This is a genomic window from Stenotrophomonas sp. YIM B06876 (assembly GCF_030711595.1).
GTDB lineage: Bacteria > Pseudomonadota > Gammaproteobacteria > Xanthomonadales > Xanthomonadaceae > Stenotrophomonas.
Genome location: NZ_JAUJUJ010000390.1, coordinates 1 through 755 on the forward strand (window position 1 = coordinate 1; position 755 = coordinate 755).

Genomic DNA, 755 nt, shown 5'->3' on the forward strand with positions numbered 1-755 from the left:
GCTAGCGGGCTTTTTTGCTTGATTTCAGGAGTTTTCGAATGCGCAGAACCTGCGTTGCCTTGGCCGTGGCCATCGCCTTCCCCATCGGCCTGTCCGCCCGGGCACAGACCCCCGATGCACCCGTCAAAGAACTGGGCATCGTCACCATCACCGGCGGCCAGCCGACCTCGCTGCCGACGCAGATCCCCACCACCATGGAGGGCATCACGCACGAGCAGATCGAGCAGAGCATCAACGCCACCGACAGCGAGGACGCGCTCAAATATTTCCCCAGCCTGCTGGTGCGCAAGCGCTACGTCGGCGACTACAACCACGCCATCCTGTCGAGCCGCGCCTCGGGCACCGGCAACAGCGCGCGNAGGACGCGCTCAAATATTTCCCCAGCCTGCTGGTGCGCAAGCGCTACGTCGGCGACTACAACCACGCCATCCTGTCGAGCCGCGCCTCGGGCACCGGCAACAGCGCGCGGTCAAGCGTGTATGCCGACGGCATCCTGCTGTCCAACTACCTGGGCAATGGCGTGGGCGGGCTGTCCTTCCCGCCGCGCTGGGGCCTGGTCACGCCCGAGGAGATCGAGCGCGTGGACGTGATGTACGGCCCGTTCTCGGCCGCCTACCCCGGCAACTCGGTGGGCGCGGTGGTGGACTACGTGACCCGCATGCCGACCCAGTTCGAGGCCCATGGCAAGCTGGGATACGTGTCGCAGCCGTTCGAGTTGTATGGCACCAGCACCACCTACCGCACCTGGCAGGCCA

Annotated in this window: 2 protein-coding genes; one reads left to right on the forward strand and one right to left on the reverse strand. The window is 65.9% G+C overall.

Annotated features, from left to right (window positions below; genetic code table 11):
* On the reverse strand, window positions 1-314 hold a 314-nt coding region (locus QZH66_RS17495; RefSeq protein WP_305807105.1), incomplete at its 3' end, for a hypothetical protein.
* 77 nt (window positions 315-391) lie between these two features.
* Between QZH66_RS17495 and QZH66_RS17500 the strand changes: the two genes are divergently transcribed.
* Window positions 392-755: TonB-dependent receptor plug domain-containing protein (locus QZH66_RS17500; RefSeq protein ID WP_305807106.1), on the forward strand; the 364-nt coding region annotated here is incomplete at its 3' end.